Source organism: Okeania sp. SIO3B5 (genome assembly GCF_010692555.1).
GTDB lineage: Bacteria > Cyanobacteriota > Cyanobacteriia > Cyanobacteriales > Microcoleaceae > Okeania.
The window spans coordinates 1-5,418 of sequence record NZ_JAAHHG010000622.1 but is presented as its reverse complement, the minus strand read 5'-3'; the positions used below and the strand labels follow the sequence as shown (position 1 = coordinate 5,418).

Annotated in this window: 4 protein-coding genes and 1 pseudogene; 2 read left to right on the top strand and 3 right to left on the bottom strand. The window is 33.1% G+C overall.

Annotation, left to right across the window (positions count from 1 at the left end):
- Positions 1-507 precede the first annotated feature (507 nt).
- Positions 508-1,887: a hypothetical protein gene (locus tag F6K54_RS39580; RefSeq protein WP_293089765.1), complete on the bottom strand. Its 1,380-nt coding sequence runs from the start codon at positions 1,885-1,887 to the stop codon at positions 508-510.
- A 192-nt stretch (positions 1,888-2,079) separates the two neighbouring features.
- Here F6K54_RS39580 and F6K54_RS39575 point away from each other — a divergent pair, with 192 nt between their 5' ends.
- Positions 2,080-2,208: a hypothetical protein gene (locus tag F6K54_RS39575; protein ID WP_293089763.1), complete on the top strand. Its 129-nt coding sequence runs from the start codon at positions 2,080-2,082 to the stop codon at positions 2,206-2,208.
- Between the two features lie 11 nt (positions 2,209-2,219).
- A complete protein-coding gene (locus F6K54_RS39570) occupies positions 2,220-2,822 on the top strand; it encodes an ACP phosphodiesterase (protein ID WP_293089761.1) in 603 nt (200 codons plus the stop codon).
- A 1,077-nt stretch (positions 2,823-3,899) separates the two neighbouring features.
- Here F6K54_RS39570 and F6K54_RS39565 read toward each other — a convergent pair.
- Both F6K54_RS39565 and F6K54_RS39560 read right to left on the bottom strand, forming a co-directional pair.
- Positions 3,900-4,904: a LysR family transcriptional regulator gene (locus tag F6K54_RS39565; RefSeq protein WP_293089759.1), complete on the bottom strand. Its 1,005-nt coding sequence runs from the start codon at positions 4,902-4,904 to the stop codon at positions 3,900-3,902.
- A 164-nt stretch (positions 4,905-5,068) separates the two neighbouring features.
- Positions 5,069-5,418: pseudogene (locus F6K54_RS39560) on the bottom strand (hypothetical protein); the annotation flags it as partial.

Sequence of the window (5,418 nt, the reverse complement as noted above, 5' to 3'; positions counted from 1 at the left end):
AGGAGTCAGGAGTCAGGAGTCAGGAGTCGTATGGGAATGTCTTTAATACCATTTTTTAGGGCATAAACTATCTTTTTAGTCAAAGGGACATTTCCTGTAAAGTCTTTTTATCGCTCTGACTATTCGTCACATTCTTTTTTAAAATTGGTATTACAGTTTGCTATTTCCTGTTCCCTGTTCCCTAGGGCATAGCGCTTTCTAGAAAATTAAATAATACCAAATTCAAAAAAGATAGTTACATCTTAATTTGTGATTTATTCCTAAAAGAAAAAATCATAAATTCCATAAATTCTAAATTTTTCACTTTTTTTCCTCTTTAATATTTATGTTTTTCTTTCCCTGTTGCCTGTTGCCTGTTGCCTGTGTCGTCACTGTAACAATATTTTATGAAATTGATATAAATATAGGTAGAGTTTGAGGAATTGTTAATTATTGAAGATTCACTGAGACTCTGACTAAATATGCCATTAAGTTAGTTATTTTTTTTCTACTTAATCTAACTAAATATCAAAATTTTTTTTTCTTTAAAGTAGAACGAATTTGTTGTATCAAATTTTCCTTATCTTTTTTATTATTCAATATTTGCATTTGCAATTCAGAAATATCTGTATTTTTTTCCTCACACTTTTCTTTATAGTTATTGACTATATTTCGATCTCGATCCAGATTTTCTTGAGAAATATCATTAACTTTGCTAAATTCTGTAACAGCAGACGAATTTACTTCCGATTGCTCCAAATTTGGTTGTTGAACTAATTTTTCTAACTCATCTAATGTTGCTTCAGAACGTTGATTATTTTCTACTAGAGACTTAACAATTTGCTTACCAGTTTCAGCTAAATTGTTAAGTTCAGAAATTTTCATCATTAAGTTATTAGCTACTAAATTCATTTGACGACCTGCTTGTGAGGTTTCATTCACCAATTTTCCAATCTCATTAGTAATATGACTAAAACCACCAAGTTCAGAATTTGAATGACCAGCAACAATAGCAGCTTGTATTGCCAAATGCTTGGCTTGTTTACTAACTGTTTCAATTTGATGAGATGTAGAGTTAATTAGTTTGAGTTCATTGGTAAACAAGTAGCCAATATTAACAATTTCGTCCATATTTTTGTTAATTTTTTGTACTTCTTCAAATGTTGCATAAAATGCTTTTTTTCCTTCCTGAGAAATAAAACCAGCAATTTCTTTCAATCTGTGGTTCAGGTCATGAATTTGTTCCGATTGACTAATTATGTCATTTTGCTGTATTTCTAATAACTTGTGTCTAATTAAAATCTCTTGTTTTTGCGCTCGTAATGCTGCTGTCTTTTGTTGGAGTTTTTGCTGTTTATATTTGAGCTGAATCAAATAATTTTTAGCAGACTTTTTGTGGTGATATAACTCATCATTGACTTCTTTAAGTAGATAGGATTGAGCCAGGATTAAAGTTTGAAAATTCAGTAAAAAATAAGTAGAAAAAACAGGATTTTTTTTGTTTACAATTTTAATTACAAGGGGTTCATAAACATTTTCTTCAGAACGATTTAGTGCTATTTGTACAGCCAAATTAATCTTTCCTTCAGCAAGTAATACCAAACAGTTATCTAAATATTTAGTTGGAGTTGCTTTTAAAAAATATTGAATAGGACGTTTGATAAATAGTTCTCTTCCATAAGGAGAACTCATTTGTTCATGGAAGTAGCGCCGAGAAATCATGCCAAAAAACTTTTCATCGGAAGCGACTATAACCCCAGGTAAATCAGGTTGTTCATTAAAGTGATATTCAACTAATTCTAGGGAAGTCATCGGACTTACTTGAAAATCAGTCAGTGGTAATTCTCTGAGGGTAGATTCAGAATTTAGCTTTGGTAGATTAATAATAGATTCTAAAGTGTTTGCCATGGTAAAAATCCATTTAACTTATGAAAGAGCTTCGGAAAAATCTAGAGTAGTTTAATTATTATAATTTAGATTCATTTGACTTTAAGGGCAAGGGAGCAAGCTTTTCAGCATTCAGCAGTCCGCAGGAAATGCTTACAAGCAATATTAGTCAGCTTAGATAGGTAAGAAAAAATACAGCATATTCGGTTGTATATGAAGTACAAATATGAACAATTCAATGTTCCCAGTGCAGGTATCTTATCTACTGGAGGAAATGTCTACTCCCTACTCCCTACTCTCTACTCCCTACTGACAAATGTTAAATTAATTTTGCACAGATAATTATCCACATTATGAACTATCTAGCTCATTTATTTTTAGCTAAAAATACTCCTGAATCACAAATAGGAAATCTATTAGGTGATTTTGTCAAAGGGTATCTAGAACAATATGAAACTATTTATAGCCATGAAATTATTCAAGGAATCAAAACTCATCGTCAAGTTGATTGCTTTACTGATACTCATCCAATATATTTAAGAAGTAAAAATCGTATTAGTAATAGTCATAGACGTTTAGCAGGAATAATTATTGATATTTGTTACGACCATTTTTTAGCTAATCACTGGAATTTATTTGCTCATGAAAACTTAGATATATTTGTGCAAAAAATATATATTATTTTGCAGGAAAATCAGGAAATTTTACCTGATAAATTACAAAAAATATTACCGAAAATCATATCTGAGAATTGGCTTAGTTCTTACAAAAATTTATCAGGAATTAACTTGACTTTTGTCCGTTTATCTAAACGTTTGAAGAGAGAAAATAATCTTGCTACTGCGGGAAATGAGCTGATTAAAAATTATGCTGAAATTGAGTCAGATTTTTTGATTTTTTTTCCAGAAGTTATTAATTATGTAAAAAAAATATCTAATACTATTTCTCAAGTATAAATGCGATATATAGTTTGGGGAGTTAACGAAGTTATAAGTTATAAGTCAAAAGTCAAAAGTCAAAAGTTAGAAGTTAGAAGTTAGAAGTTAGAACCCACATTCCGCACGTCAATTTGTAACATGAAAAGTAGTATATGAACCCGTAGCTTGGTAGGTATTTATACTATGCAAATCATCTTAATTAGGGCTTGCTGAAAAAGTCTTTTTGTCAGGGTAGGAGCCAGAATTTCCGTTTGTCATGCTTCCCTACGGGATGCTACGCAAACGCAAACAGAATCGGTGAATTTCCTACGGAATGCTCCGCAAACAGGAGTAACGAGAATTATAGAAGAGGTAGCTAGAAAAATCTTCCCTTGGTTTTCTTCTCCTATCTTGCTGAAAATCCTAGATTTTTGAACCATTACCACCTAAAAATTAGCATTTTATTCGTACCTAAAAAGGCTAAAAACAATATCAGTCAATACTTTGAGATTTAATCAGCAAACCCTAATTACTTTTTTCGTTCATCAAATTCCGAGTAAATAATTAAGCATAAATACTTGCTTAATTGATTACTCAATTACGGCAGCTATGATTTTCTTCTAAAATTCTGTCTCCTGTCTTCCCCTCCTCTCCAGGGCTATGCTTTATAAGCAAAATTCTTTACAAAAGTGGATAATGCCTATTATCAAAAGCTTACGAGCATTTTGTTGGTTTTACAAGCTTTGACAAATTGACTAACTTGTATACTCCTAAAAGTTATTTTTTGTCGTTGCGATCGCAACGACACTAGGAGCTTTCAGGATGTAATACATCAAATGATATTTTTGTCAAGTTTTATGTTAAGAAAGATGTTTATAAAGCATAGCTCTCCTGGGAGGGGCGAGGGGTGGGTTGTCTCCTGACTCCTTATCCTTGACTCCTATTGACCACTATAATTTACTTCTTATTTCTTACTTCTTACTTTTGAATTAAAAATTCTTACTTTTGAATGCATGACTTTTGAATGCATGACTTTTGAATTAAAAATTATTACTTTTGACTTTTGAATGCATGACTTTTGAATTATAACTTAAAGCTTTTTGGGAACTGCTATATTCAAGTATCACTAACATTATTAGTCATTATCTCTATAGGCTGTATTTCTTTAGATAAAGGTTTAATATTATCTGGATCAAAATTTAGACTAGAAAACAAAGGTAAAATTTCTTTACTAAAAGCCTCAGCAGCTTTAGAACGGTAGCGATTAGGATTATAAATAACCGATAATATTCTATTAACAACTATCTGATCTATTTTAGCCGTAGTCAAAACTCCAATTTGTAACTCTTTCTCAATAGCTGAAACAGAAACAAAAGCTACTCCTAAACCAGATTGAACAGCATTCTTAATTGCCTCAATTGAATTTAATTCCATCTCCACTTTCAGACGGCGAGTATCAATACCACTACGGGATAATACCTGGTCAATAACCTTACGAATAGTAGATTGAGAATCTAGAGTAATAAAATTTAAGTGATACAAATCATCCTTTTGAATAGTCTCCTTTTCTGCCAAAGAATGAGAAACAGGCAAAATTAAAGCCAACTCATCCTCAGCATAAGGTATAACCTCCAAAGACTCCTGTAACTCTGGAGGAACTTCACCCCCAACAATAGCTAAATCTATTTGTCCATTAGCCACACTCCAAGCAGTACGACGAGTAGAATGAACGTGTAACTGCACAGCCACATCAGGATATTTTTGTCTAAACATCCCAATCATTCGGGGCAGTAAATAAGTACCAGTAGTTTGAGAAGCACCAACAATTAAAGTACCACCCTGAAGATTTTGTAAATCCTCAATAGCTCGGCAAGTTTCTTGGCACAAAGATAATATTTTCTCACCATAAGTAAGTAGCAAATGACCAGCTTCAGTTAATTGTGCCCGGCGGCCACCCCGGTCGAATAAAGGTACATTCAACTGTCGCTCTAAATTTTGCACCTGTAAACTAACTGCTGGTTGAGAAACAAACAAACTATCGGCAGCTCGTTTAAAACTACCTTCAGCAGCGATCGCCTTGAGAATGCGTAATTGGTCTAGGGTGAAAGGAAGCTCAGACATATTGTTAAAGGAAAAAGAAATTGAGGAAGTTAACGCCCAAAGAGTTAGCAAATGGGCAAATTGCTTAATGGTATTTGATTTGACTGGGTAGGTTTTTCCAGAGCAAGTAGTGCCGCTACGTGGAAGTCAAAAGTCAAAAGTCAATAGTATTTTTCTGTTAAGTTTTAGACGGCATTTTCCTCGACATTGATGGACAACTGTGGACAAAATGTATAGGTATAACCGTCTTTTTTATGTACAACTTTTAATGTGCTGACATGAACACTTTTAGCTTTCTGTCCTGGCACGGTGAAGTTAAAACTATTTGACTTTGAGCGAGGATTAACTCTACCTACTTCCCCTGTTTCAATGTTCAACGCTAAATCTCCACTATTCCAACCTTTTATAGGTTTTAGTGGGTTGTACCTGATGGGGTATCCATATTTATTGACCGCTGCTTTCTGTCTACCTCCTTGGCCTTTGCATATAGCAGCTAAAGCTTGGGTGGTCTTAAACTCTAACTTATTAACTTCAC

Coding starts and splice junctions, on each gene's coding strand:
- F6K54_RS39565 (WP_293089759.1), bottom strand. CDS start 4,904: ATGTCTGAGCTTCCTTTCACCCTAGACCAATTACGCATTCTCAAGGCG.
- F6K54_RS39575 (WP_293089763.1), top strand. CDS start 2,080: ATGAAGTACAAATATGAACAATTCAATGTTCCCAGTGCAGGTATCTTA.
- F6K54_RS39580 (WP_293089765.1), bottom strand. CDS start 1,887: ATGGCAAACACTTTAGAATCTATTATTAATCTACCAAAGCTAAATTCT.
- F6K54_RS39570 (WP_293089761.1), top strand. CDS start 2,220: ATGAACTATCTAGCTCATTTATTTTTAGCTAAAAATACTCCTGAATCA.